Below are 25,909 nucleotides of genomic sequence, written 5' to 3' on the forward strand. Positions count from 1 at the left end.
CACTTCACTCGCGCTTAGAGCAACAGGCGACGCACGTCCGCCAGAGCTCCGGCCAGGAAAGTGAAGAAGCGACCGGCATCGGCACCGTTGATGGCGCGATGATCGTAGGACAGACAGATTGGCAGCATATTGCGCGGCACAAACTCTGTGCCATTCCACACCGGCTTGATCTGGGCGCGAGACACACCCAGGATGCCGACTTCCGGGGCATTCACAATCGGCGTAAAGCCGCTGCCACCCATGGCGCCCAGGCTGGAGATCGTAAAGCAACCGCCCTGCATTTCTGCCGCCGTCAGCTTGCCATCGCGCGCCTTCTTGGCCATGGTATTGATCTCTTCGGTCAACTGCCACAAGCCTTTCTTGTTGACGTCACGAATGACCGGCACAACCAGACCATTCGGGGTGTCCACCGCAATACCGATGTGAACGTATTTTTTCTGAACAATATGTTCGCCATCGTGATGCAGAGACACGTTGAAGCTCGGCTCGGCTTCAAGCGCCGCCGCACAGGCTTTAAGCAGGAACGGCAGCGGCGTGAGCTTGGTGCCACGCTTCTCCGCCTCGGTCTTCAGCCCTTTACGGAACTCTTCCATATCGGTGATATCGGCATCGTCCCACTGGGTAACGTGGGGGATATTCAGCCAGTTGCGGGTCATGTTGTCCGCGGTGAGCTTTTTGATCTTGCTCATCTTCACTTCTTCGACTTCACCAAACTTGCTGAAGTCGATCGGCGGAATACGCGGAATGGCACCGCCGCCGGCGGCCGGTGCAGCACCGGACTGAGACGCCGTGACAATGTTCTTCACATAGCTGCGCACATCATCTTTGGTGATACGACCGCGAGGACCGGAACCTTTCACCTTGGCCAGATCCACGCCCAACTGGCGACCCAGTCGACGCACGGCGGGGCCGGCGTAAACATCGCCACTGTTGATGACTTCGGCGCTGGCACCGGTGGCGGTGGCCGGAGAAGACGGCTCGGCTTTGGGCGCCGGCTCGCTCTTGGCGGGCGCTTCGCTTTTGGCCGGGGCGGACGGTGCCGGCGCGGCACTGCCTTCGGCTTCAATCACGCCGATCAGGTCGCCCTGGGATACCTTGTCGCCTTCTTTCAGAGCAATGCTCTTGATCTTGCCAGAGGCGGGAGCGGGAATTTCCATCGACGCCTTGTCGGTTTCCAGCACGATGAGGGTGTCGCCTTCGGACACTTCATCGCCGGCCTTGACGCTGACTTCGATCACTTCCACGCCTTCCGCACCGCCGATATCCGGCACCGGCATGTCCTGCTCACCACCGCCCTGAGGCGCGGCCGGAGCGGCACTTTCTGAAGCGGACTGGCTCGCCGGCTCGCTCTGCGCGGGGGCTTCGCCACCGGCGGTTTTCATTTTCCCGATGACGTCACCTTCAGACACCTTATCGCCTTCTTTCAACGCGATGCTGCTGATGGTGCCGCTGGCCGGAGCCGGGATTTCCATGGAAGCTTTGTCGGTTTCCAGCACGATCAATGAATCCCCTTCGGAGACCTCATCACCGGCTTTGACGCACACCTCAATGACTTCCACACCCTCGGAGCCGCCAATGTCCGGTACCGGGATGTCCATCTCACTGCCGCCGGAGGCCTTGGGGGCTTCTTGCGATGCCTTGGACTCTGCAGCGTTGTCCGAAGCGGACGATTCGGCGCTCTCGGCCTGGGTATCGTCACCGGCGCCCTCGCCTTCCAGTTCCAACTCGAGAATGGCGGAACCTTCCGAGACCTTGTCGCCCTCTTTGACGGAGATGGCGGTCACCTTACCCGCCTTGGGGCAAGGGATGTCCATGGACGCCTTGTCCGTTTCCAGCACAACCAGCGTGTCTTCAGCGGCGACGGTATCCCCCACCGAGACGCTGATCTCAATCACTTCTACATCTTCGGAGCCGCCGATATCGGGGACTTTGATGGTTTCTGTGGCCACAGTAACTCCTCACATATTCTTGGTGTTCGACCCAAAACCCCGGGGACTCAGCCCCGGGGCGTACCGATTCGTTAAACGGTCAGAGGGTCGGCCTTGTCCGGATCAATACCAAACTGCTTGATGGCCTTGCTGACCACCTCGGGCTTCACTTTGCCCTGATCCGCCAGGGACTTGAGCGCGGCAATCACAACGAAGTTGCGATCCACTTCAAAGAAGTGACGCAGTTTCTCACGGCTGTCACTGCGACCGAAGCCGTCGGTACCCAGTACATAGTAGTCGCCCGGCACGTAGGGACGCAGTTGTTCCGAGTAGTTCTTCATGTAGTCGGTCGCGATGATGAACGGACCGTCCTGTCCTTCCAGCTGCTCGGTCAGATACGCCTTGCGGGGCTTCTCACCGGGGTGCAGCAGGTTCCAGCGAGCGGCGCGCTGACCGTCGCGGGTCAGTTCGTTAACGCTGGTAACACTCCAGACGTCGGCTTCTACACTGAAGTCTTTGCGCAGAATTTCGGCGGCTTCACGCACTTCATTCAGAATGGTACCGGAGCCCATGAGCTGGACGCGGTTTTTCTTCTTGCTGGTGCCTTTTTCGAGCTGATAAATACCCTTGATGATGCCTTCTTCGGCGCCCTTGGGCATATCCGGATGAACGTAGTTTTCGTTCATCAGGGTGATGTAGTAGTAGCAGTTTTCCTTTTCCTGATACATACGCTTCAGGCCATCCTGCACGATCACCGCGACCTCGTAGGAGTACGTCGGGTCATAGGTGCGGCAGTTCGGGATGGTGTTGGCCAGAATGTGGCTGTGGCCATCCTGGTGCTGCAGGCCTTCGCCGTTCAGGGTGGTGCGGCCGGCGGTACCGCCGAGCAGGAAACCACGTGCCTGGGCATCACCGGCCAACCAGGCCAGATCACCGACGCGCTGGAAGCCAAACATCGAGTAGTAGATGTAGAACGGCAGCAGCGGCTTGTGGTTGTTGCTGTAGGAAGTCGCGGCCGCAATCCACGCGGACATGGCACCGGCTTCGTTAATGCCCTCTTCGAGGATCTGACCTTTCTGATCCTCTTTGTAGTACATGATCTGACCGGCATCCTGCGGCGTGTACTTCTGGCCTTCGGCCGAGTAAATACCGATCTGGCGGAACATGCCTTCCATACCAAAGGTACGGGCTTCGTCCGGCACAATCGGTACCACTTGATTGCCCACCTTCTTGTCTTTGATCAGCGTGTTGAGTACGCGCACAAAGGCCATGGTGGTGGAGATGGTGCGGTCGCCGGTGCCTTCGAGCTGCTTGCTGAAGGCGTCCAGACCCGGGATTTCCAGGGCTTCGAAATCCGCTTTACGGGCCGGCAGATAACCGTTGAGCTGCTTGCGACGCTCGTGCAGGTACTGCATTTCCGCGCTGTCTTCCGGCGGACGGTAGTACGGGATTTTTTCCAGATCCTTGTCTTCGATCGGGATGTTGAAACGGTCGCGGAAGGTCTTGAGCGCATCGATGTCGAGCTTCTTGACCTGGTGCGCATTGTTGACCGCTTCACCGGTCGGACCCATGCCATAACCTTTTACGGTCTGGGCCAGAATCACGGTCGGCTGGCCTTTGGTATTCACCGCATTGTGGTAGGCGTTGTACACCTTGTGTGCGTCGTGACCACCGCGAGCCAGGTGCAGAATTTCGTCGTCGGTCATGTCTTTGACCAACTCCAGCAGCTCGGGGTATTTGCCGAAGAAATGCTCACGGGTGTAAGCGCCACCGTTGGCCTTGTAGTTCTGCATTTCACCGTCGAGCACTTCGTCCATACGCTTCTGCAGCAGACCGGTTTTGTCTTTCTCCAGCAGCTTGTCCCAGGCACCGCCCCAAAGCACTTTTACCACGTTCCAACCGGCACCGCGGAATACGCCTTCGAGCTCCTGAACCACCTTGCCGTTACCGCGCACCGGACCGTCCAGGCGCTGCAGGTTACAGTTGATGACAAAAATCAGGTTGTCGAGCTTCTCGCGGCCCGCCAGAGAAATGGCACCCAGAGATTCCGGCTCATCACACTCACCGTCACCCAGGAAGGCCCAGATCTTGCGATCGCCCTTTTCAATAAGGCCGCGCTGATCCAGGTAGCGCATCACGTGCGCCTGGTAAATCGAGTTGATCGGACCGAGACCCATGGAAACGGTCGGGAACTGCCAGTAATCCGGCATCAACCAGGGGTGCGGATAAGAGGACAGGCCCTTGCCATCGACTTCGCGACGGAAGTTGTCCAGTTGCTCTTCGGTCAGGCGACCTTCGAGGAAGGAGCGGGCGTACATACCCGGAGAGCTGTGGCCCTGGAAGTACACCAGATCGCCCGGCTTGCCGCCTTCGCTGCCGCGCCAAAAATGGTTGAAGCCGACTTCGTACAGGGTTGCAGCTGAGGAGAAGGAGGCAATGTGGCCACCCAACTCGTCGGCACTCTTGTTCGCCCGAACCACCATTGCAATGGCGTTCCAGCGAATAATGGAGCGAATCTTGCGCTCGATGTAGGCATCGCCGGGGCTCTGCACTTCTTTCGAAACCGGAATGGTGTTGCGATAAGGGGTGGTGATCGCCGAGGGCTGATCAATACCGTGGTCTACCGCATTTTCTGACAGTTGCTTCAGAAGGAAAGTGGCCCGTTCTTTGCCTGCGTGGCGAACAACTGACTCAAGGGCATCCAGCCATTCTCTCGTTTCGAGGGCATCGATATCTTCTTGCATTAAATTCTCCTCAGCCGTGCACGCATTGGCACATCTAATCGTTGCGTTCAATCAATAGGAAATTGAAAACAGGTGTCTCTGCACCGCCATAGAGCCCTTGTGTGGGATGTTATATAGGGTTATGGCCAGTATTGGTAGAGCCGAAAAATCAGCGAATTCTTACATATTCACGCCTTTTTTACCAGTCCGCCGCCGCGCGGCGGACTCAGGGGTAACTCAGGGCCTCAAGGGCCTTCTGGTAATCGGGTATGGCGTCGATCGGGGTCGCCTCCGGGGCCTCTTCCGATCGATCGGTCACCAGCCACAGGCGCCGGGCGGGATCGGCAAACACCTGGCGATAATAAGCCTGCAGGGATTCAGCCGTCACAGCCTCCACCGCCTGGGCCAGGCGTTCGCGCCGATCAAAGCGGGTATCCGCCATCATCAGGTCCTCCCAGTACCGAACGGACTGCTGGTATAGGGTCTTGGCCGGCTCGCGCAACTCGCGGACCAACGCCGCTTTCTGTTCCACCAACCCCTCTTTCAGGTGGCTTTCGGCGCCAGCCAGGAAGCCCTCCATTTCCCGCCAGAGGCGGTCACTGTCAACCGAGGGCGACTGGACCACCAGCACGGTGCCTTCCTGATCTTTGAGCGGTAAGGCAAACACCGTCGCCACATAGCCCAGCTGTTTCTCGGTGCGCAGCTCATGGAAAAATGCCGGTTGCAGCAAGCGTCGGGCCAGCTGCATATGAGCCACATCATCCAGCTTAGTGGAGAGGCCCTGGACGTAGAGCATGGTGACACTGTCATCGTGCTCCAGAGATCGCTCATATACCCAGGGGCCCTGGGATTTCAGGCGGAACACCCGGGCCGGCGCCAGATCCTGGCGCGTCACATCGCCGAGCAATTGATGCTCGAGGTACGCGGCCAGGCGCACGGCCTCCTGGCGATACAGGTTGCCGTATAGCAACACTTCCAGCTCGGCGTCTTTGAGTACCGAATCGGCGAACTGGTGGATGGCCTCGAGATCAATGCCCTCCAGTACCTGGAGCTTGTCCCGCCCAAGCGAATAGGGCTCAAAGTGCAGGCGCGGTATCTGTCTGGCGATCACGCCGTAAGGGGTGTCGAGCGCTTCGTTGTGCCAACGCCGCTCCACCCTGCGTTTGATGTCGTCAAAGCGGTCCTGATCAAAGCGGCCCTTGCGCAAGGCCTCGACAATGCGGGTCAACAGGAGGTTCTGGCGACTGCTGTAACCGAAGATTTCGATGTCCAGGCCCCGGGTGTTGGGGTGCAGCGAGAAATCCAGCCCGGCCAGCTGGGCCGGATAGGCGAATTCATTGAGCTGGTCTCGTACCAATTCGGATAACAGCTCGGCTTTGGCTGCGCCTTCAACCCCGGCCGCCACCTGGGGTAGCTTGAGCCGCAGGCGCATGCTGGTTTTGGGAACCTCAAACTCCTGATCCCATTGATACCAGACTTTGATTCTCGGCTTGTCCACCACCGCCTCGGGGAGACCGGCTTCCGCCTGGTCCGAGGCGCCCGGTCCGGGGAGCAGCGGCGCCTCCTTGACAGCCAGTCGACTGGGGATAAAGTCATTTGGCTTGGGCAAAACCAACTGTTTCTGGATGCGGGCCTTGATTTCTGGCTGCTCCACGGCCTGCTCTTCGACCTGGTACGGCGTCTGGTAATACGGAGAGCGGGCATCCCCCTCTACCTTGGGAGCGACCAAGGACACCAGTACATTCCCGCTATTCAGGTACCCCAGGTATCGCTTGATCAGCTTGGCGTCGTAGCCTGCATACCGGTAATCCCCCCAGAGCACGTTTTCCGGCTCGTAGAGGTGCAGTCGGTAGGCGAGCCCGCGGACCGTGTCCATCGGAGCACTGACTTCCCGAAAACGGAAGTCGATGTTCGCCATCTGCTGGAGCTCTTCGTATCGCCAGGCGTCCAGCCCCCGGGCCTCAATCTGCTCGATGGAGTGAAACACCAGAGCCACAATCTGATCGGCGGCCCGAACCCCGAGCTCGGTCAACTGGATGGATACCTGAAACAGGGCATCGTGACGATCCCGGTGCCGGGTGCCGGCACTCAGGCCTTCCGCCCAACCCAGCTGCTTGAGCAGCGACAATAAGCTGCCCTCCCCTTCATGCCCCAGTAGGTGGCCAATATAGTGCAGCGGCTTATGGGCCTCGCTGTCGGCATTGACCGGCAGCGGAAACAGGAGGGACAGGCGGCGAATGTCTTTTTCGGGCTGAATGGACACCCGCAATGGCAGTTGATCTTTGCCGAACATCGGAGGGTAGGCCTCGGGCAGAGACACCTCCTGGGTGGGGACCGCTTTGAACCGTTCCTTCACCTGTTTCTGCAGCTCATCGAGGCTTTCCCGCCCCAGAACCACCAGCGACATCAGGTCCGATGAGTAGTAGCGCTGGTAAAAGTCGATCAGGTCTTTGCGCAGGGGACGCTCTTCGGTATCCGCCAGAGTAGTGAGATTCCCGACCCCAAAACGGGACGCCGGGTGGGCCGGATTCATCAGTGCCTGGTAGACATCCTGAATGCGTCGGGCATCATCGTTCAGGCGGGCCTTGTACTCCGACTCCACCGCAAACCGCTCCCGTTCGACGTATTCGGGGTTGAAAAGCGGCGCAACAAAAAACTGTGCAAAGCGATCCAGCGCCGGCTCAAGATACTCGGGGTCGATATCAAAATAATAATTGGTGTGCTCGCTCGCGGTATAGGCGTTGTGGCTGCCGCCGTGACGACTGATAAACGCGGGATAGGCACCGGGCTCAGGATATTTTTCCGTGCCGAGAAAGAGCATATGTTCGAGAAAGTGCGCCAGCCCCTCGCGCCCCAGCGGATTCTGATGATGGCCCACATGGACATCCAGGGAAGCCGCGGCTTTTTCCGCCTGCGGGTCCGAAATCAGGAGGACTTTCAGCCCGTTTTCCAGCGTCAGGTAACGGTAATCCCGGTGATCGATATCCCCTTTTACGGGCGTCACGGCCTGAGCCGGGGTTGCCAGCATCACGGTGGTTACCAACAGGGAAGCCATGGTCAGGCTCCAACGGCGAAGAAGGACGGCTGCGTGCATTATGCCTCGCTTTGTTCGGTGTCATGTGAAGCCTGTCCCTGCAGTTCCTGGTTGTGCGCCTCCTTGACGCCGATCGGCCAGGCGTAAAGGATCGCCTTGACCAGCGTAGCCAGGGGGATCGCAAAAAACACGCCCCAGAATCCCCACAGGCCCCCGAAAACCAGTACGGCCAGAATGATGGCCACCGGATGTAAATTGACCGCTTCGGAAAACAGCAGTGGCACCAGCACATTGCCGTCCAGAGCCTGCAGGATGCCGTAGGCGACCAACAGGTACACGAACTCCGGGCCCCAGCCCCACTGAAAGAAACCCACCAGCGCCACCGGTATGGTGGCGACCGCCGCGCCGATATACGGCACCAGCACCGACAACCCGACGGCAATCGCCAGCAAGGCGCTGTAATTCAGGCCAAACAGGACAAAGACTACGTAAGCGGTCGCACCAACGATGACAATTTCGATGGCCTTACCCCTGACGTAGTTGGCAATCTGCTGGTTCATCTCCTGCCAGATCTTGCTCATCAGTGGTCGTTTCTCCGGCAGAAAACCCGCAAACCAACGCATGATGGACTGACTGTCCTTGAGGAAGAAATACACCAGAATGGGTACCAGAACAAAGTAGACGAGCACCGTGGCCAGCACCGGCAGGTTGGATACGGAAAAGCTGACAATGTACTGCCCGACATAACCCAGTTCAGAGCTGGTAACGGACATCATCTGCTCCACCTGCGCCTCGCTGATCAGGCTCGGGTAGCGCTCGGGCAAAAGCAGCATCAGTTCCTGCCACTCACGGAGCATCCTCGGCAATTCGGCAAAAAAGCGGGTGGACTGTTGCCAGATGACCGGCAACAGCCCCAGCATGATGGCCGCCACGCTGGCCATCAGCACCATGAACGTGATCAGCACCGCCAGCCAGTGCGGCACCTTCCAGGATTTCAGCCGGACCACCATGCCCTGCATCAAAAACGCGATGATCAGGCTGGCAATCATGGGCGCCAGCACGGCACCGAGGGTCAGAATGACCACCAGGCCCACCGCGAGCAATACCAGCAGCAGTACTGCTTCCTCATCGGAGAAGTAGCGATCGATCCAGCGGCGAATAATCTTCAGCATAAGTTTCCGTTTTGACCTGTAGCACCCGTAAGGCGGGTCAGGATTTTACCAGAATGTAGACGTAGAGGCCGTCGGGAGATTCTTCCCGCTCCAGCCCATGGCCCGCGAGGGTGGCGAACGTCTGAAAGTCCCGAACCGAACCGCTGTCCGTCGCCAGGATACGCACCGCCTCACCCGGCGCGAGATCACGCAGTGCCTGCTTTGCCTTGAGCAGCGGCAGAGGGCAGCGCAGCCCCTGGGCATCCACCTCCAGCACGACCGGCGCAGCGCCCTCCCGATCGGTCATGGGTGCCCCCCGCTTTGCGGTAACGGCTGAACCGAGTCGGGCGTCCGTGGTCTCAGGAGCAACGCCAGCGCGGAAGCGCGGCCTGCCTCTGGCGCCTCAGGTGCGGCCAAGGCTACACTGTGCGCAACAGGAAGAACACCGGAGTCTGAATCGACGTGAAACATGTTGTCACCCTTGTCTTGAGTCTGATGCTGCTGTCAGGTACCGCCAGCGCGAACCGGGAGCTGCAATTGCCGGTGTTGGGCGATACCAGTTCGGCAATCAGCTCGCCCTATCAGGAGCAGCAACTGGGCCGGGAAGTGCTGCGATTGTACCGCAGTCGGATGCCGACGTCCTCCGATTACCAAGTGGTCAAATACCTGGAGGATCTGCTCAATCAGCTCGCGGTGCACAGCGAGCTGGAGGACCCCAGCCTGCAACTGGTGGTGATTGAGAATCCCAACATCAACGCCTTCGCGGCTCCGGGGGGCATTATCGGGGTGAATACCGGTTTGCTCAACTACGCTGAGAACGAGCACCAACTGGCCTCGGTGCTGGCCCACGAACTGGCGCACCTGAGCCAGCGCCACTACGCCCGGCGCCTGCAGCAACAGCAACAGATGAGCGTCCCCTACTATGCCGCCCTGCTGGGCAGCCTGATCCTGGCCGCCACTTCCGGCTCGGACGCGGGCATCGCCGCCATGATGAGCACCCAGGCCGCTGCACTGGACGCCCAGTTGCGCTTCAGCCGGCAATTTGAGCAGGAAGCCGACCGCCTGGGGATGCAGACCATGGCCCGGGCCGGGCTGGACCCCAACGCCGCCAGCGACATTTTTGAAATCATGCTGCGGGCCACCCGCTATACCGAACGTCCCCCCGAGTTTCTACTGACCCACCCGGTCACCGAGCGGCGGATTGCCGATACCCGCAATCGCGCCATGAACCTGCCCCGCACAGAGCCCGCGGTCAATCTGGAATACCACCTGATGAGGGCCCGCACCCGGGTGGAACACGAGCAATCGGCGCAGCGGGCGGTGCAACTGTTTCAGAGCGAACTGGACGCCAAGCGCGAACCCCTGGCCGCCAGCCGGTATGGCCTGGCGCTGGCGCAGATTCGAGCCGGCCAGTTTGACGCCGCCGAGGCCACTATGGCGCCGCTGCTCGAGGAGGAACCCGACCGCCTGACGTACCAGCTGCTGGCGGCGGAGCTCGCGACCGAACGGGGCAGCCATGAGGCGGCATTAGAGCGCTTGAGAGCCCTTCATCAGACGCAACCGGACCACTATGCGGTGACCATGCACTACGCACTGGCGCTTATGAAAGCCAACCGGTTTGAGCAGAGCACCGAGCTGCTCAATCGTTTTTCCCGTCAGCGCCGGGACGATCCGGCCGTGTGGTATTGGTTGGCAGAGGTGAGCGGCCTGGCCGGCGACATTCAGCAGGTCCACGAGGCCCGCGCCGAGTATTTCATTCAGGTGGGCGCCTACAGCCAGGCCCTGCAGCAACTGCAGAATGCCCTCAAACGCACAGATGACGACAGCACCCATACACGGATTCTGCTAAGAGAGCGCATCAAGCAGGTCGAGGAAATGCAGCGCACAGCGGCGCGAATTCTGTAACGCAACGGGACTGTTATCAGCTGCGGTGTGCAGCGTAGGGCCGCTCGACCCACCGGGAGTCCGTCAGCCAGGCTTCCAGCGCCGCTTGCGGCATCGGTCGGCCGATGTGATAGCCCTGGGCGAGATCACAATCCAGGGCCTGCAGCCGGTGCAGCAGCGCCTCGGACTCCACCCCTTCGGCCACCACGTTCAACCCCAGGTTATGGGCCAGATGAATCGTCGATTTGACGATGATTTCGTCCTGCTCGTCATCGAGCATCTGCCGAACAAATGAGAAGTCGATTTTCAGCGTCTGCACGGGCAAACGTTTCAGGTACGCGAGGGAGGAATAACCGGTTCCGAAATCGTCGATACTCAGACAGATCCCCAACTCATGCAGACGCTCGAGATTGGTCATCGCACGACGCGGATCGGTCATGATCGAGCTTTCGGTAATTTCCAGCTCCAGGGCCCAGTGCGGTAACCCATATTCTTCAAGCAGCAACTCCACCTGTCGAGGGAGAGTGTCGTCCATCAGGTTCCGCGCGGACAGATTGACCGCCACGCTCAGCGGGAATCCCGCGCGCTGCCATTCACAACAGGTGGCTATGCTCTGCTTCAACACCCAGTGGGTCAGCGGGTGGATCAGGTTGGTGGCTTCGGCGATGGGGATAAAGTCCGCCGGTGAAATCATGCCCAGTGTCGGATGTTGCCAGCGCAACAGCGCCTCCAGGCCATAACAGCGCTGACCGTGCAGTTCGATTTTGGGCTGAAAATGCAGGCACAACTGATCGTCCCGAATGGCCCGCCCGAGCTCGTTGATCAATGACAGTCGCTGAGGAGAGTGCGGATCTTTTTCACCATCGTACAGGGCCACACCGGTCATTTCCGATTTGGCGCAGTACATGGCGACATCCGCATAGCGCATCAGGGTACTGACATCGCTGGCCTGATCCGGACTCATGGAAATGCCGATACTGGCGCTGATTTCCGTGGTGTAGCCTTCAATAACAAACTCGTTGCGCAGCGCATCCAGCACCCGATGCCCCAACACCAGCGCCTGTCGGTGATGACGAATATCCGGCAGAAAAATCGCGAACTCATCGCCGCCCAAGCGGGCCACCAGCCCCTCGGTGTCCGCCATTTCGCTACTCAGCCTTGGACCAATCTGACTCAGTAACTGATCGCCCACGGAGTGACCAAGCGTATCGTTGATTTCCTTGAAGCGATCCAGATCGATCAGCAAAAGGGCCGCCTTGCGCCCATCCGACTGTTTCAACCAACGCTCCATCTCCCGGTACAGACGGGTGCGATTGGGCAGTCGGGTCAACGCATCGTGGGTGGCCTGATACTCGAGCTTCTCTTCGTACCGTTTACGCGCGGTGATGTCTTTACTGGTTCCCCAGACGCGACACAGCGCCCCGTTTTCGACTTCACCGACACAGGAAATCTGGAAGTGGATATCGCCCCGGCCGCGCGGATCACTTCGAGCAATTTCATAATCAATCAGTTGATAGCCGTTGCCAATGAATTGTTGGACATCGAAGCGATACCGACTAGAGCCAGTTTCCCGCAAACCGCTGCCCAACAATGACTCGACCGAGGGCGCCCCCATGATCTGGGCCAGCACCCGGTTGCCCTCGGCCAGACGGGCACTGCGGACAATCGCGGCCTCCTGTTCATCCGGCGCCAGATCCGTGGGCACCGGTGGCGTCATATCGTAACGCCAGATGGCCTCGGAGCTGTTGGCAATGAAAGCCCGATAGCGTGCCTCGCTCTGGGCCAGCGCCCGTTCGCGCAGAACACTCTCGGTAATGTCGTTGACCACCAACAGTACCCCGTTGACGTAGCCCTGATTGTTTTTGGTCGGAATCTTGTCGACCGAAAACCAGTGACGCGACCCGTCCCGTTGCGCACTTTCAACGGAATTCAACTGGGCCTCACCCGTGCGGACCACCTGCATCAACTCTCGCTGACGCTCCTCCGGGCTGTCCCACTGAGGGGCGACTTCGAGAAAACTTTTGCCCACCTGCAACGCGGGCCCGAGCAGGCCTCTGGCAAGCTCATTGAAATCCTTCACCAACCCCCAGCGATCGAAATAGCCGATCCCGGCACGCATGGAATCCAGCAACAGCCTCAGTTCCTGCTGCTGACTCTGCAGACTGCGCTCAATGGCTTTCTGACGGGTGATGTCGGTCATGATCTGGCCGATCCCCCGCTGGGCTCCGTCGGGCCCCTCGATGGGGAAACGCACGCAGACAAAGGTGTACTGTCGCCCGTCCGGCCCCGGCAGAACTTCTTCGATTTCCGCCGGCAAAGCGCCGGCCAGCAGCGCCTGCTCCTGCACCCGTCGCTGCTCCGCAATCGGGGCGGGAAACAGGTCATCGTCGGTCTGCCCGCACAGCTCGTCGGCATCCCGGCCGAACCAGCGGGCAAAGCTGTCGTTGACCAACAGGTACTTGCCGTCCAGTGACTTGATCGAAACCAGGTTGTGCGAGTTGTTGATCAGGCTGTAGAGCAGCTGATCCCGGTGTAACAGCTCCTGGTGAGCACTGCGCTCCCCGCTGCGATCCTGACACTGAATCAGCACCCGGGTCACGTCACCGTAGCGGTCCCGCATCGGTAGAAAACTGACCCTGAGCGGAACCTCCTGCTCGGCAAACAGCTTATTGCGGTGCACATTGGCCAGAGGGTAATCCAGGTCGAAGCACTGAATTTCGCCTTGCTGAAACACCCGCCGCACCCGGTTCAACAGATCCGGGCGCGCCTGCAGCACCCGGTCACGCAATACCCGGTAGCGACCAATTCCGGCGGTACTCTGACGGGGTGAGATCTGCAGCAGAGCTTCCAGGGCGTGATTACATTCGAGCATTACCCCGTCCGGATCGGTGACAAAGCTGGCGATCGGACTCTCGGCGAACAGGCGGGAGAGCAGACTCTGAACATACTCGGGCCCTGGATTGGCCAGCCAATGCTGGCTGCTGACCACCGCCCCCACACAGTAGTGATCCCCTGAGTCGGTCCGCCGCCGACGCCCCATAAAGCGCAGCCGGGGCTGGCTTGCCAGGCCGGCCAGACAGACCTCACAGGAGGCGGGCCCATCGCCCTGGCGATGCGCGGAAAACGTCTGCTGAAACAGGTATTGATCCGCCGGAGGCATAAGCGCCAGTAATTGGGTCTCATCGGCGATCTCGCCCAGCTCCGGAACCAAGCGATAGATCGTGTCGGACAGCGTCAGCGTCCGGTCATCCAGCGAGAGCTCCCACAGGGCGATATCCGACGCACTGAGCGCCGACCCCACCAAATCAGGATCGGAGAGCGAGCCGGTTAGCGGAGCGGCATTGGACTGACCGGAGTATCCCTGCGGCATGTTCTGAAGGTCGACTCTTTACTCGAAATGATAATGGGTGACCCAAGTGTAGACGAAAAACGCCCGCTGAATGAGCACTCAAGGCAACGCCTATCGTCAAAAACCACCATACATCCGAAAAGTCGTCAGTAATGCGGCGGGCGCTCGTCGGCCGGACTGCCGCCCTCCTCCCCCGGAGACTGCTCCACCGCATCTCTCAAGTCCCGGTACTTGCCGGCCAGCGCCCGCAGTTGCTGTTCCAGACGATCTATCTGTTCGGTCTGACGCGCCACCACATCGTTGAGGTCGGTCAGTGTCTGCTCCTGAAACGCCAGGCGTGATTGCAGATCTTCCAGGGTATCAGAGTCACTCATGGCGTTTCTCCCAGGCAGTCATAGAGGGCATTGATCAGGCGTTGAGGGCGGGGGTCGATCAGCAGGCTCTGCCCCATTCGCCCGGTGACATAGCCGAAACCAATGCCGTAGTCCGGATCGGCAAAACCGAGGCAACCCCCCGCTCCCGGGTGACCAAAGCCGCCTCGGCCCCGCCCAAAGCGGCAGTCAGCGCGTTTCTGGGACAACATGAAGCCGTGCCCGAAACGCAGCGGCAACCCGAGTACGCGGTCCTGCTCGAAGGTCAGCTCGTCGCCACACAGTGCGAGCTGCTTTTCCGAGAGCAGGCGCACACCGCCCAGATCCCCCCGGTTGGCCAGCGCGCCATACAGGGCCGCCAGGTCGCGTGCGCTGCTGTGGCCATTGGCGGCGGGTATCTCGGCCTGACGCCACTGTTCGGTATTGGCGGCGGTCAGGAGGGTCATGGGGTTGCTGAAGGCTTTGTTGGTGACACCGCGAGGGTCGGCCTTCATGATTTTCCCCAGCGACTGGCTGTCCGCTCCGTTACTGGCGCCACCGAGCGCTTTTTTCAGCGGCCGGGCCTGCGCCAGCGACACCTCACCCCGGGCGCCGAAGCCCAGTCCGAGCCCGAGGGGCTGGGTAATACGATCCGCGACCCAATCATTGAAGCGCTCCGCCCCGGTAATGCGACGCACCAGCTCACCCAGTGCCCAGCCGAACAGAAACGGGGAGTAGCCCTGGGCCGTGCCGGGGGACCACCAGGGTTCGGCCCGCTCGATACGCTCAACCATAGCGTCCCAGTCGAAGATGTCATCCTCCGCGACCCGGTCCTGAAGCGCGGACAGACCCGACCGGTGACTCAGCAGATCCCTGACCCGGATGCCACTTTTGCCCTGTTGGGCAAACTCGGGCCAATAATGAGCCACCGGTTTATCCAGATCCAGCTGCCGGGCATCCACCAGTTGCAGTATGGATAGCGCCACTATCCCCTTACTGGCGGAAAACAGATTGACCTGGGTATCCTCCTGCCAGGGCTGCCCCGGCGAGGCCTCCCCCGCCCAGAGGCTGACCAGCGGCTCGCCGGCACGATACACCGCCAGCGCCGCAGCCTCTTCACCGGCCTCAGCCATATTTTCCTGAAAGGCGTTTACCAGTGGCTGCCAACGATCCGTCCAGTGCCCCTGAACCTCACTCATCACCGGCTCCCGGTAGACTGGCAAAGTAGTGGCTGAGGGAATCGATCGCCTCATCGCTGAGATTGCGCGCGACCGAGCTCATCATGGGATTGTCCCGCTCGCCGCTGCGGAAGGCATGCAACTGCTCCTCCAGATAGTCCTGCGGCAAACCGGCAATGGAAGGATAAGAAGCCACTCGGGAGATCCCTTCGGGCCCGTGACAGCCAACGCACATACGCGCCACCCGTTTACCCTCGGCAATACGCTGCTCTTCGGGACTGAGTGATGCCTGGGCGCTGCCACCCGATTCGCTATCACTGCAGGCCATCAATGCCCAGCCGGCACTCAATAGCAACGCCCCTTTTAACAGACGCCACGGCAGATTATTCGATGTCACTGGTATCCCCTTGTCGATAGGCTTTGGTCAAAAATCGGGAGGGATTCTATCATTGAGGTTGGTATCATGGGGGTTTTGTCCCCGGGGAGATCGTTTCGATGAGCAAGAACAGTCGTCTGGTGTATTCGACGGAAGTGGGTCGCATCAAGCCGCAAGCCGATGAGCCGGAGGCACCACCCGCAGGCGATGGCATTGTGCGTTTGCACCGCGAGACCAAGGGGCGCGGCGGTAAGGCGGTAACGCTGATCAAGGGGATTCCGCTGGCCGGCGCGGAATTGAAGGCGCTGGCGAAGGAGCTGAAGAAGCTCTGCGGTGTGGGCGGCACGATCAAGGACGGTGAGGTGACGATTCAGGGTGATGTCCGGGAAAAGCTGAAGCCGGCACTTGAGAAGAAAGGGTTTACGGTGAAGATTGCTGGGGGGTGAATGTTGCCCTCACGTTGGAAGTCGGGGACTCCGCATTGCAGTGCTGCGGAAGGGTAAGCCCCTTTGAGACACGCTGTGAATACATCCCTGTACGCTCTGCACCGGCCATCCAGGCCGGTGACGGTCTCAAAGGGGCTCACCCTTCCTCCGCCAGGAGTAGCCGAACGTTGGCTGGAGGTAGTGAGTAGGTCGGATTAGCGCAGCGTAATCCGACATGGACTCTCGTCAAGCAGCGGTTTCTCGCCAAGCAATGTCGGATTACACGCTTCGCGCTAATCCGACCTACTCACTCGAATTTGGCAGAGAGGTTCGGTGTGGGGAATACCCTTTGGAGACTCTCGGAGGCAGGGAGCCGACGAGAAGCCTACAGGGATGTATTCACGGCGGGTCTCCAAAGGGTATTCCCCACGCCGGACCGGACGTGACCAAAACCGAAATACCTGGCGCTATTTTTGCATTAATCCGAGACAAACCTTCATAACGTCAAGTTTTTGTCTTCGAGGACTCAAACCGTGGATAGCGCGATCTTTATCGAACTGCTGGATACCTCCCTCAAAGTCGCCCTGGGGGCACTCATCGCCGGGGTGGCCGGATGGTGGGTCATGCGGCGTAACGCCATTGTCGGCTCCCGTTCCCCCCAGGAAAACCGCAAACTCAGCCTGCTGGAAGACGTCTCCGGACAAGTCGGGCGGGTCACCCACACCTTCGCCAAATACTCGTCACTGGCCGCCGAATCCATCCAGTTTGGCAAACGCTGGCCCAAAGAGCGCCGCGCCGAACTGGAACAGATCAGCGCCGAGTTGGTGAACGAGTTCAAAGGGCTGGCGGACGCCGAGGCCAAGCTGCTCATGCTCGGTGAAAACAACCTAGAGCGCAGCCTGCGCCTGTACGGCAGTCAGATTGCTCAGTTCCGCAAGCAGGTGTATGCCGGGCGGGAGGATATCAGCCTGGAGCAGATTGCCGCGTTCAAAAAAGAAGTGGCGCGCACCCGGGAGAAGTTCTACGAGCTGCTGAGTCGCAAGTACGATCGGCTGCTGGCGAGTGCGTAGGGAATTGGCTTGGGTGGATCAGTTGTCGGATTACGCGCTTTGCGCTAATCCGACCTACTGAGATTGAGGATAGCTTTTGGGCGACGTGTAGGTCGGATCGGTCCGACGCATCGGAGCGCAAAGCGCGTAATCCGACCTGCACGTCGCCTAATATCAGGGATTACCGTAGCTCATCAGACGCTGGTAGCGACGCTCCAGCAGATCGTCGATGGGCTCGTTGCTCAGGCGATCCAGTTGCACACTCAAGCGCTCCTTGAGCTTGCTCGCCATGGCGTCGATATCCCGGTGGGCGCCGCCCAGGGGCTCCGGAATGGTCTCATCCACAATACCCAACTCCTCCAGCACGGTGGACGTCACACCCATGGCCTCGGCGGCCTGGGGCGCCTTGGCCACGGTTTTCCAGATGATGTTGGCACAACCTTCGGGCGAGATCACAAAATAGGTGGAGTACTGCAGCATGTTGAGCTGATCGCCCACGCCAATGGCCAGGGCGCCACCGGAGGAGCCCTCACCAATCACGGTGCAGATGATCGGCGTGCGCAGGTGGGACATCACCGCCAGGTTCTGGGCGATGGACTCACTGATACCGCGCTCTTCCGAGTCGATACCGGGGTAGGCCCCCGGGGTGTCGATCAGGGTCAGGACCGGCAACTTGAAACGCTCGGCCATTTCCATCAGGCGCAACGCCTTGCGGTAGCCTTCCGGGCGCGGCATACCGAAGTTGCGGTATACCTTATCGTTGACACTGCGGCCTTTTTCCTCGCCAATCACCATGACGGGCTTGCCGTCCAGGCGGGCAACGCCGCCGATAATGGCGTGATCATCGCCGAAATGGCGGTCACCGTGCAGCTCATCCCAATCGGTGAACAAGCGCTTGATGTAGTCAGAGGTATAGGGGCGATGCGGGTGGCGGGCCACCTGCACGACCTGCCAGGGGGTCAGTTGCGCGTAGATGCTCTCGGTGAGCTTGGTGCTTTTTTCGCGCAGCTTGGCAATTTCCTCGGTGATATTGAGGTCATTATCGCTGCCCACCAGCTGCAGCTCTTCGATTTTGCCTTCGAGTTCGGCGATGGGCTGTTCAAATTCCAGATAATTCAGATTCATAGTCGGCTTTTCAGGCTCAGTGTTGTCGTCCGATCAATAAACGCGGATGGAAAGGCGCCTAAGATACGCGAAACCGTCAAAATAGTCGACCTTTGAGGCGGCGTGTGTGGGTGACGGCGGGTGGGTGACTATGGGTTACGGCGGGTGCGCGCTTTGCGCTTACCCGCCCTACGCCGCCTTACGCGCTATGAGTAGACCAGGTGGACGCTCTCCGGGCCATAGGTGTCGCGCAGGCGTTGGAGCAGATCATCCTCGGGGCGGACCTGCCAGGCCTGTCCCAGGCGCACCTGACCACGGGCGCCCTGACGGGTGTAGTCGATCACGATCGGACAGCGGCCCTCCCGATAGGGATCCAGCAGCTCGCCCAACTGGCGCGAGAAGTTGGCTGAAAGAGCGCCCGCCTCCACCGCCAGACACAGCTCCCGAGCCCGCTCCTGACGCATATCCGACAGCAGGCGCAGTTGATCGGCGCGCATTTTCAGCGAACCGCTGTAGTCGTCGTGGCTCACCTGCCCGGTGATCACCAACAGGCTGTCTTTCAACAGCAGGTCCCGGTATTCATTGAAGGTATCGCTGAACACCGCCACCTCGATGCGGCCGGTGCGGTCATCCAGGGTGACAAAGCCCATGTTGTCACCGCGCTTGGTTTTCATCACCCTCATAGCCACCACCAACCCGGCCACCGTCTGGGACTCTTTCTGGGGTTTCAGATCGCTGATGCGGGAGCTCACCAGGTGGTTCAGCTCACTGTCGTACTCGTCGATCGGGTGCCCGGTCAGATACAGGCCGAGGGTTTCCTTTTCGCCATGCAGGCGCTCTTTCATGCTCCAGCTGCGGACTTTGTGAAACTCCCCGTAGGCATCCCCTTCCGGGTCACCGCCGGGAATCACATCGCCAAACAGATCCACCATACCAGCACTCTGATTGGCGGCTTTCTGCTCGGCGGTTTTCACCGCTTCGTTGATCGCCGCGAACATGACCGCGCGATCGTAATCAATATCCACGCCCGGGCCCAGCTTGTCGGCGGCACCGGAGCGGATCAGGGCTTCCAGGGCCCGCTTGTTCACCTTGCGCGGATCGACGCGGGCACAGAAATCGAACAGGTCCTTGAAGGGACCGTCCTTGCGCGCCGCGATGATGCTTTCCACCGGGCCTTCACCCAGGCCTTTGATGGCACCGAGACCGTAGATGATGTTGTTGTCATCATCCACGCTGAACTGGAACTCACCGGTGTTCACATCCGGTGGCAACAGTTGAAGGTTCATCTGGCGACATTCTTCGATGAATGTCACCACCTTGTCGGTTTTGTCCATGTCCGAGGACATGGTGGCGGCCATGAAGTGTGCCGGGTAATGGGCCTTCAGCCACGCGGTCTGATACGACACCAACGCGTAGGCGGCGGAGTGGGATTTGTTGAAACCGTAGCCGGCGAACTTTTCCACCAGGTCGAAAATCTTCATTGCCAGGTCGGGATCAATGCCCTGCTCTTTCGCCCCCTGCGCAAACACTTCCCGCTGTTTGGCCATTTCCTCGGGTTTTTTCTTACCCATGGCCCGGCGCAACAGGTCGGCGCCGCCGAGACTGTAGCCCGCCAGCTCCTGGGCGATCTGCATCACCTGTTCCTGATACACGATCACGCCATAGGTGGGCTTGAGAATCGGCTCCAGACGTTCGTGCTGATACTGGGCATCCGGGTAGGCGACCTTGGCGCGGCCGTGCTTCCGGTTGATGAAGTCGTCCACCATGCCCGAGTCCAACGGGCCGGGACGAAACAGGGCCACCAGGGCGATCAACTCTTCCAGGCTTTCCGGCACCATGCGCTTGATCAGGTCTTTCATGCCCCGGGATTCGAGCTGGAACACGGCGGTGGTTTCCGCCCGTTTGAGCATATCGAACGTCGGTTTGTCGTCGAGGGGAATCGCGGCGATATCCAGGGGCTCCTCCCCCACCTTGGCGCGCTGCTGATCGATCATCGCCTTGGCCCAGTCGATGATCGTCAGGGTCCGCAGGCCCAGGAAGTCGAACTTCACCAGGCCGGCGTCTTCCACATCGTTCTTGTCGTACTGGGTGACCAGACCACTACCGGTCTCATCGCAGTACAGGGGGGCGAAGTCAGTCAGCTTGGTCGGGGCGATCACCACCCCACCGGCGTGCTTACCGACGTTTCTCGCCAGGCCTTCGAGCTGCCTGGCCATTTCCCAGATTTCCTGGGCCTCCTCGTCGACTTCGAGAAATTCGCGCAGTACCTCTTCCTGCTCCAGCGCCGCTTCCAGAGTCATCCCCGGCGTGGCCGGAATCATCTTGGACAACTTGTCCGCCAGGCCGTAGGACTTGCCCTGCACCCGAGCCACATCGCGCACCACGGCCTTGGCGGCCATGGTGCCGAAGGTGATGATCTGACTGACCGCATCCCGGCCATAGTTGTCGGCCACGTAGGCGATCACCTGGTCGCGGTTGTCCATGCAGAAGTCGACGTCGAAGTCGGGCATGGAAACCCGTTCCGGGTTCAGGAAACGTTCGAACAGCAGGTCGTACTGCAGTGGATCCAGATCGGTAATATCCAGTGAATAGGCAACCAGCGAACCGGCACCGGAACCCCGCCCGGGCCCCACGGGAATGTCGTGGTCTTTGGCCCACTGGATAAAGTCCATTACGATCAGGAAGTAACCGGGGAACCCCATCTGGATGATGATATCCAGCTCAAACTGCAGGCGGGTTTCGTAGGCTTTTTTACGCTCCTGATAATCCGCCGCCTGCGGATCGAGAATTCGCTCCAGTCGTTTGTACAGACCTTCGTAGGAAATTTTCTCGAAAAATTCGTTCTCGGTCATTCCCTCGGGAATGGGGTACTCGGGCAGATAATATTTACCGAGTTCAATATCCAGGTTACAGCGCTTGGCAATTTCAACCGAGTTCTCCAACGCTTCGGGAATGTCGCTGAACAGCTCCGCCATTTCCTCCGGCGAGCGCAGGTACTGCTGATCGCCGTAACGCCGTTCGCGACGCGGGTCATCCAGGGCCCGCCCCTCACTGATACAGACCCGCGCTTCATGGGCCTCGAACTCGTCTTGCCGAAGAAACCGGACATCGTTGGTCGCCACCACCGGACACTGCGCCTGCGCCGCGAGGTCCACCGCCGCGTGCAGATAGTCTTCATCGTTGTCGCGACCGGTACGTTGCAGCTCGAGATAAAACCGGTTGGGGAAATCCGCCATCCAGCCACTGAGCAGTTCTTTGGCCTGATTCTGCCGACTGGCGATCAGCGCCACACCAATATCACCGAACTTGCCCCCGGAGAGCGCGATTACGCCCTCGGCAAGCTCACTGATCCACTCGCGCTGAACATAGGCGATGCCTTGCTGCTGGCCTTTTTGCCAGGCGCGGGAGATCAGTTCAATGATGTTCTTGTAGCCCTTGTTGTTCATTGCCAACAAGGTAATCAACGTCGGCTTGCCGTCGGGGTCGGCATTGGCGACCAGGAAGTCGCTGCCGGCAATGGGCTTGAGGCCGGCGCCCTGGGCGGCTTTGTAAAATTTGATCAGGCCGTAGAAGTTGGTCTGGTCGGTGACGGCCACCGCCGGCATACCCAGTTCGGCCACGCGTTTGACCAGGGGTTTGATGCGCACCAAACTGTCCGAGAGGGAGTATTCGGTGTGTAATCTGAGATGGACGAATTGTGTGGTCATAAAATCTGCCGGGTTTTGTTCGTCGTTACGGTTCTCGTTTCGACCTTAGTTCATCGTGAAATTTGTCGTCCGGCGGCTACGGGGGTAAACCGGTTGGAGACCCGCCGTGAACCCATCCATGGGGGCTTCTCGTCGGCATCCATGCCTCGGCTTTGGCTTCCTGCGTCGCTCTACCACCTACATCCATGTAGGCGTCCGAGAGTCTCCAACCGGTTTACCCCCGCACCCGCCTCAGTGCCAATAGAGACTACGGCGGATGCGCTTCGCTTATCCGCCCTACGCGACTCGAGCCGACTTCCACCGCAGACGCCTCAGTGCCAGTTGCGATACTGCTGGTTTGCCGCGCGATCTTACGAAGTTCGGAGGCGGCGGAGGGGTATAGCATTTGGAGACTCTCGGAGGCAGGGAGCCGACGAGAAGCCTACAGGGATGTATTCACGGCGGGTCTCCAAATGCTATACCCCTCCGCCGCCGGTCGTGCCGCAAACCAATAAAGGCGATCGCAAAATTAAAAGAGTTCAATCTGTTCCAGGCGTTCGCGGATTGGGGCGTAGGAGGTCCGGTGGATGGGTGTGACACCCAGGGTGTCCAGCGCCGCCATGTGGGTTTTGGTCGGGTAGCCTTTGTGCTCCGCGAACCCATAACCCGGATACTGCTGATCGAATGCCACCATCTCACGATCTCGCGCCACCTTGGCCAGAATCGACGCCGCACTGATTGCCGGGTGACGGCTATCGCCCTTCACCACAGCCTCCGCCGAATACGCCCACTTCGGCAAACGGTTCCCATCCACCAGCACATGCTCCGGCGGCGGCGCCAAGCCCTCTACCGCGCGGGTCATCGCCAACAGACTCGCCTGCAGAATATTGAGCCGATCAATTTCCGCCACCGACGCCCGGGCGATACACCAGGCCGCGGCCTTCTGTTGAATCTCATCGAACAACCGCTCGCGCCGCTTCTCGGTGAGTTTCTTTGAATCATTCAGGCCATCAATGGGTTGCTTGGGATCCAGAATCACCGCCGCGGCCACGACGTCGCCCGCCAGGGGGCCTCGGCCCACCTCATCCACGCCAGCGAGCCAGGGGCCAGTGTACGCCGGTTCGAACGGTTCCAACACCACGCTCATCGGGCCCGCGCCTCCAGCAGCTCCGCAATGGCCGCCGCGGCTTTTTCACTGGCGTTGCGGGCGAGATTCCGGTGCATATCCGTGAACGTCTCCACCAGTGCCTCAGTCTGCTCCGGGTGATCGATATAGTCCAACACCGCCGCACTCAGCGCTTCGGGTGTGGCCGCGTCCTGGAGCAGTTCCGGTACCAGGGCGCGGTCGGCCAACAGGTTGGGCAGCGAGACGTACTTCGTTTTCAGCATCCGGGACAGGATCGCGTAGGACAAGCGGGCCATTTTGTAGGCCACTACCATGGGGGTTTTGAGCAACATGGCCTCCAGCGCCGTGGTGCCGGAGGAAATCAACGCAACATCGGCGGCTGCCATGGCCTGCTGGGACTGCCCCTGCACCAGGTGTACCGGTAGATCCACAAACTCGGACAACTGATGATGAATCTGCCGGTAGCGCTCGGGACTGGCGGCGGGAATCACAAACTGCAGGTTGGGTCGGTGCTCCCGGCACAGCCGCGCCGCTTTCAGAAACAGGGGGCCGAGTTGCTCTACCTCGCCACTGCGGCTGCCCGGCAGCAGCGCTACCAGGGGGCCTTTGTGATCGATTCTCAGGGCCGCGCGGGCGCCCATGGCGTCGACCTCCAGCGGAATTTCATCGGCCAGGTGGTGGCCGACAAAGGCCACGGGAACCTGATGCTGCTCGTAAAAGGCCGCCTCAAAGGGCAGCAGGGTCAGCATCAGGTCGACACTGTGGGCAATGCCTTTGATCCGCCCCTGGCGCCAGGCCCAGACCGAGGGACTGACATAGTGCACCGTGGGCACGTCCGCCGAGCGCAGGTGCCGTTCGATATTGAGGGTGAAATCCGGGGAGTCGACGCCAATGAAGACCGCGGGTGGCTGCTCGGTGAAATGGTTTTTCAGAAACTTGCGGATTTTCAGCAGTTCCGGCAGGCGCTTGAGCGGGTCGATCAGGCCCATGACCGACAGTCGATCCATCGGGAAAAACGAGTGGAAACCCTGCTCGAGCATACGCGGCCCGCCGATGCCCGAGAATTCGCAGTCCGGGTAATGCTTTCGCAACGCTTTCATAAGCGCTGCGCCAAGAATGTCCCCGGAGGCTTCGCCTACCACGATACCGATCTGCAGTCGGCCACGGGATGAGGTCGATGTCTGGTGGCTCTGCACTTCCATAGGGTGATCCTAGCGAACAATACCGCGTGAAGAGTTCCGTATAGAATCCACCATCACCCCGAGCGCCTCACAATCGGTCGCCATCGCTTCGAGTTCGGTCAGCGCCTCACCGAGCGTAAGCCCACGGCGATACAGAATTTTGAACGCTTTCTGGATCGTCGCCACTTCCGATTTATCGAAGCCGCGGCGCTTGAGCCCTTCCGCGTTGATACTTTTGGCTTCCGCCGGATTGCCGTTGGCCATGACGTACGCCGGCAAATCCTTGCCCAGAGCGGTGCCCATGCCAGTAAAGCTGTGGGCGCCAATATGGCAGTACTGGTGTACCAGGGTAAATCCACTGAGAATCGCCCAGTCCCCAATGTGAACATGACCCGCGAGGGCCGTGTTGTTGACCAGAATGCAGTGGTTGCCCACAACACTGTCATGGCCGATATGCACATAGGCCATCAACAGATTGTGATCACCGATGGTGGTCTCGCTGCGATCCTGAACGGTTCCGCGGTGAATGGTCACCCCTTCACGGATAATGTTGTGATCGCCGATGACCAGCCGAGTGGGTTCGCCTTTGTATTTGAGATCCGGCGTTGCTTCGCCAATGGTCGAGAACTGAAAGATATGGTTGTGCGCACCGATACGGGTCGGCCCCTTGATGACGACGTGAGACTCAATCACCGTACCCGAGCCGATCTCGACATCAGCACCGATTATCGTCCAAGGCCCGACTTCCACGTCGGGCGCCAAGCGGGCATCAGAATGAATAATCGCAGTGGGGTGAATCAACGCTGTTCTCACTCTTGTCCGGGAAGTTCGGGGGTGGAGGGGCGCTCACACGGAACACCCCGGGGCTTCGATTAAACCTTGCGGTCCGCACACAGAATGTTGGCGGAGGCCGCCAGCACGCCATCAACGGTGGCCTTGCACTCAAACTTCCAGATGCCCCGCTTCACCGAAACCACCCGGGACTCTAACGTCAGACGATCGCCGGGAATGACCTGGCGCTTGAAACGCACATCATCCACACCGGCAAACAGATAGATGGAGCCATCTTCCGGCTTCTTGTTCATGGTTTTAAAGCCCAGAATGCCCGAGGCCTGAGCCAGCGCTTCCAGAATCATGACGCCGGGAAATACCGGGCTTTGCGGGAAGTGACCGTTGAACACCTCTTCGTTGACCGAAATGTTTTTGTAAGCGACGATTGACTCGCCTTCCACCAGCTCCACAACCCGGTCCACCAAAAGAAACGGATAGCGGTGTGGCAGGTATTCACGTATTTCTCGTACATCCATCATAGTCAACGACCCCTGGGTGTTCATGATTGCCCGCCTGAGTTGGCCGGCAGTTTAT

Annotated in this window: 18 protein-coding genes; 3 read left to right on the forward strand and 15 right to left on the reverse strand. The window is 59.8% G+C overall.

Annotation, left to right across the window (positions count from 1 at the left end; translation table 11 throughout):
• Positions 1 to 14 precede the first annotated feature (14 nt).
• The 5 genes from aceF to N645_RS0105830 all read right to left on the reverse strand — a co-directional run bounded on the left by aceF (position 15) and on the right by N645_RS0105830 (position 9,143).
• Positions 15 to 1,949 carry a dihydrolipoyllysine-residue acetyltransferase gene (gene aceF / locus N645_RS0105810; protein ID WP_024460571.1) on the reverse strand — a complete coding sequence of 645 codons (1,935 nt, stop codon included), beginning with the start codon at positions 1,947 to 1,949 and terminating at the stop codon, positions 15 to 17.
• A 71-nt stretch (positions 1,950 to 2,020) separates the two neighbouring features.
• Entirely contained in the window at positions 2,021 to 4,672 is a 2,652-nt protein-coding gene (aceE, locus tag N645_RS0105815; protein ID WP_024460572.1) for a pyruvate dehydrogenase (acetyl-transferring), homodimeric type, read from the reverse strand.
• 205 nt (positions 4,673 to 4,877) lie between these two features.
• Positions 4,878 to 7,706 (reverse strand): insulinase family protein, encoded by a 2,829-nt coding sequence (locus N645_RS0105820; protein ID WP_024460573.1) that lies wholly within the window; start codon positions 7,704 to 7,706, stop codon positions 4,878 to 4,880.
• 38 nt (positions 7,707 to 7,744) lie between these two features.
• Positions 7,745 to 8,857, reverse strand: a complete 1,113-nt coding sequence (locus N645_RS0105825; RefSeq protein ID WP_024460574.1) for an AI-2E family transporter — start codon at positions 8,855 to 8,857, stop codon at positions 7,745 to 7,747.
• A gap of 37 nt (positions 8,858 to 8,894) precedes the next feature.
• Positions 8,895 to 9,143, reverse strand: a complete 249-nt coding sequence (locus N645_RS0105830) for a sulfurtransferase TusA family protein (RefSeq protein ID WP_024460575.1) — start codon at positions 9,141 to 9,143, stop codon at positions 8,895 to 8,897.
• A gap of 155 nt (positions 9,144 to 9,298) precedes the next feature.
• On the opposite strand from N645_RS0105830, the gene N645_RS0105835 reads away from it, so the two are divergent.
• On the forward strand, positions 9,299 to 10,741 hold the full coding sequence (locus tag N645_RS0105835; protein ID WP_024460576.1) for a M48 family metalloprotease: 1,443 nt from the start codon (positions 9,299 to 9,301) through the stop codon (positions 10,739 to 10,741).
• Positions 10,742 to 10,757: 16 nt separating this feature from the next.
• On the opposite strand, the gene N645_RS18295 is transcribed toward N645_RS0105835, so the two are convergent.
• The 4 genes from N645_RS18295 to N645_RS0105855 all read right to left on the reverse strand — a co-directional run bounded on the left by N645_RS18295 (position 10,758) and on the right by N645_RS0105855 (position 15,994).
• Positions 10,758 to 14,090, reverse strand: a complete 3,333-nt coding sequence (locus tag N645_RS18295) for an EAL domain-containing protein (protein ID WP_024460577.1) — start codon at positions 14,088 to 14,090, stop codon at positions 10,758 to 10,760.
• A 125-nt stretch (positions 14,091 to 14,215) separates the two neighbouring features.
• Positions 14,216 to 14,443 carry a SlyX family protein gene (locus N645_RS0105845; protein WP_024460578.1) on the reverse strand — a complete coding sequence of 76 codons (228 nt, stop codon included), beginning with the start codon at positions 14,441 to 14,443 and terminating at the stop codon, positions 14,216 to 14,218.
• The gene (locus tag N645_RS0105850) at positions 14,440 to 15,618 is read right to left on the reverse strand and encodes an EstA family serine hydrolase (RefSeq protein ID WP_024460579.1); all 1,179 of its coding nucleotides are present in this window, start codon (positions 15,616 to 15,618) and stop codon (positions 14,440 to 14,442) included. The genes N645_RS0105845 and N645_RS0105850 overlap by 4 nt, the downstream gene beginning before the upstream one ends.
• Positions 15,611 to 15,994 carry a cytochrome c gene (locus N645_RS0105855; protein ID WP_152521623.1) on the reverse strand — a complete coding sequence of 128 codons (384 nt, stop codon included), beginning with the start codon at positions 15,992 to 15,994 and terminating at the stop codon, positions 15,611 to 15,613. Before N645_RS0105855 ends, N645_RS0105850 begins: the two co-directional genes overlap by 8 nt.
• 98 nt (positions 15,995 to 16,092) lie before the next feature.
• Here N645_RS0105855 and yciH point away from each other — a divergent pair, with 98 nt between their 5' ends.
• Together yciH and N645_RS0105865 are read left to right on the forward strand one after the other, a co-directional pair.
• Entirely contained in the window at positions 16,093 to 16,419 is a 327-nt protein-coding gene (gene yciH, locus N645_RS0105860; RefSeq protein WP_024460581.1) for a stress response translation initiation inhibitor YciH, read from the forward strand.
• Between the two features lie 512 nt (positions 16,420 to 16,931).
• Entirely contained in the window at positions 16,932 to 17,468 is a 537-nt protein-coding gene (locus tag N645_RS0105865; RefSeq protein ID WP_024460582.1) for a hypothetical protein, read from the forward strand.
• A 153-nt stretch (positions 17,469 to 17,621) separates the two neighbouring features.
• Here the strand turns inward: N645_RS0105865 and N645_RS0105870 are convergent, their stop codons facing one another.
• The 6 genes from N645_RS0105870 to fabZ form a co-directional block, all read right to left on the reverse strand.
• A complete protein-coding gene (locus tag N645_RS0105870; protein WP_024460583.1) occupies positions 17,622 to 18,572 on the reverse strand; it encodes an acetyl-CoA carboxylase carboxyltransferase subunit alpha in 951 nt (316 codons plus the stop codon).
• Between the two features lie 185 nt (positions 18,573 to 18,757).
• Entirely contained in the window at positions 18,758 to 22,258 is a 3,501-nt protein-coding gene (gene dnaE, locus N645_RS0105875) for a DNA polymerase III subunit alpha (protein ID WP_024460584.1), read from the reverse strand.
• A 508-nt stretch (positions 22,259 to 22,766) separates the two neighbouring features.
• A complete protein-coding gene (gene rnhB, locus N645_RS0105880; protein ID WP_051174280.1) occupies positions 22,767 to 23,384 on the reverse strand; it encodes a ribonuclease HII in 618 nt (205 codons plus the stop codon).
• Entirely contained in the window at positions 23,381 to 24,565 is a 1,185-nt protein-coding gene (gene lpxB / locus N645_RS0105885; RefSeq protein ID WP_024460586.1) for a lipid-A-disaccharide synthase, read from the reverse strand. The genes rnhB and lpxB overlap by 4 nt, the downstream gene beginning before the upstream one ends.
• A 9-nt stretch (positions 24,566 to 24,574) precedes the next feature.
• The gene (gene lpxA / locus N645_RS0105890; protein ID WP_202960767.1) at positions 24,575 to 25,357 is read right to left on the reverse strand and encodes an acyl-ACP--UDP-N-acetylglucosamine O-acyltransferase; all 783 of its coding nucleotides are present in this window, start codon (positions 25,355 to 25,357) and stop codon (positions 24,575 to 24,577) included.
• 59 nt (positions 25,358 to 25,416) lie between these two features.
• Entirely contained in the window at positions 25,417 to 25,854 is a 438-nt protein-coding gene (gene fabZ / locus N645_RS0105895) for a 3-hydroxyacyl-ACP dehydratase FabZ (RefSeq protein ID WP_024460588.1), read from the reverse strand.
• Between the last annotated feature and the right edge of the window lie 55 nt (positions 25,855 to 25,909).

The organism is Marinimicrobium sp. LS-A18 (assembly GCF_000463525.1).
Lineage (GTDB): Bacteria > Pseudomonadota > Gammaproteobacteria > Pseudomonadales > Cellvibrionaceae > Marinimicrobium > Marinimicrobium koreense.